Genomic DNA, 1,803 nt, shown 5'->3' with positions numbered 1-1,803 from the left:
GCTACAGCGTCCCGTTGGCGCTGGCCGCGATGGCGATGCTGCTGGTCATCGGGCTGCCGTGCTGCTCTCAGTGGCGGCGGCTTTCGGCGCGGCGGCGCAGCATGTAGATGACCCCGGTGGCGGCCGCCACGACCAGACCGGTCCCGGCCGCGAGCTGACCGGCGTTCAGGCCGCCGATGCTGCCGCCCGTGCCGCCGCGTACACCCTGGCTGGGCGCCGTGGTGGCCCCCGTCCGCGTCGCGGTCACCGTGGGCATGGCGGTCGAGCTGGTGGTCGGGCTGCTGGTGGCCGGTGCGATGGTGAGGTCGACGGTGCCCGGTGTGCCCCCGGCACACGTGAAGGACACCGTGTAGACCGCGCCCCGCTTGGCGTCCCAGTCGACGGTGGCCGTCGCCGAACGGCCCGCCGGGATGGTGACCGTGTCGAAGACGCCCGAGGAAGCCATCGCGGTGCCGGAGCACCCAGGGGCCGTGAGCACGACCCTGCCCCCCGGCTGGACGGTCGAGGGACTGATGGCGAAGTCACCAGGGGCGAGCTTGCCGGAAGCCACCGCCGGGGCGGGGGCGGTCAGGGCGAGAGCGGCCGCTCCGAGCAGAGCGGCGGAGGCGGCACCTATCGCGCGCATCGTCAATCCTCCGGGTCCCGAGGAGCAGCTGCGGAACGGATTTCCACAAAGCGTCTGATATGCACCTCGATGCCGGAAACGCTAGGAGCGCTTTACCACAACCGCGATCGCAGACGGGCGAATGGGGCACGGAGGTCCCCCGGACGGCGGACGGCGATGTCGCCGCCGGTCAGTCTCCGAGGCCTTCGAGGTGAGGGAAGAGGTTCATGAAGGGCTCCGGGGTCGCGGAGATACCGCGGCCGAACGGCGCGTCGAAGGCCCAGATCAGGAACAGCAGGAAGGCGATCAGCGCGCTGAAGAGGCCGGCCAGCAGCAGTTCTCGGAAGGTGCGCCGGATCTGCAGCGTGAAGATCAGCCCCACCGCGATCAGCGCACCCGTGATCAGGCCGAACCACACCACACCCGGCATGGTGGCGCCCGCGTTCTCGCCACGGGCGCTGCGCGCGTCGTCGGCGACCGCCACCTGGTCGACCAGCGGCTGGTACGCCTCGCCCTCGTGGGCGTCGGCCGGCCGGTAGTCGGAGACGCTGCGGCGCAGCCGCTCCAGCAGGTCGGTGCCCTCGTCGGTGAGCTCGCCCCGCTCGGCCATGGACTGCCACTCGGTGTCGACGACGTGCGACACGTACGCGTCCACGTCCGCCCGGATGCGCGCGCGCACGTCGGCGGGCCAGACCTCCGCCCTGGCGGACACCTCGTGCAGGGCCTGGGCCTCCTGCCGGACGCTCTCCTGGGCGGCGCTGCGGCCCTCCCAGACACCGGCGATCGCCAGACCCAGCACGATCGCGTACACCACACCGATCATCATCGTCATGTACTCGAGGACGTCCGGGGTCTCGGACGGGTCGTCGTCGTCACCGAGCCGGCGGTGGTTGATGATGACGATGGTCAGGACGACCGCGCAGGCGGCGGCCATCGCGATGGACAGGACAAGCCATTCCGACAAGGTGTTCTCCGGGCGGTCGGTTCCGACGTGATGTCTGGCGGGACGTCTAGCGGGACGAGCGGGGGCGCAGGATGGCGGCGGCGAACACCGCGGGAGCCATGATCAGGAGCATCACGGTGACGGTGGACGGGCCGCCCGCCGGTTCGGCGCGCTGCATGCGCCGGTAGGCGGGCAGCGGGGCCACACGCCTGCGCATCCACAGGAACCACGCCGTCCACAGCGCCAGGACCACGCC

Annotated in this window: 3 protein-coding genes; all 3 read right to left on the bottom strand. The window is 71.5% G+C overall.

Annotated elements, in window-relative coordinates; all coding sequences use genetic code 11:
• Positions 1 to 67: 67 nt before the first annotated feature.
• Positions 68 to 625: a hypothetical protein gene (locus ABT360_RS35260; protein ID WP_351825833.1), complete on the bottom strand. Its 558-nt coding sequence runs from the start codon at positions 623 to 625 to the stop codon at positions 68 to 70.
• A gap of 169 nt (positions 626 to 794) precedes the next feature.
• On the bottom strand, positions 795 to 1,568 hold the full coding sequence (locus ABT360_RS35255; protein WP_351825831.1) for a bestrophin-like domain: 774 nt from the start codon (positions 1,566 to 1,568) through the stop codon (positions 795 to 797).
• A 46-nt stretch (positions 1,569 to 1,614) separates the two neighbouring features.
• Positions 1,615 to 1,803, bottom strand: a 189-nt coding sequence (locus ABT360_RS35250) for a hypothetical protein (protein ID WP_351825835.1), incomplete at its 5' end; no start/stop codon positions are given.

Source organism: Streptomyces sp. NPDC000229, from assembly GCF_040300825.1.
Classification (GTDB): domain Bacteria; phylum Actinomycetota; class Actinomycetes; order Streptomycetales; family Streptomycetaceae; genus Streptomyces.
The sequence above is the reverse complement of the archived record's forward strand: the minus strand, read 5'-3'. Positions and strand labels throughout refer to the sequence as shown.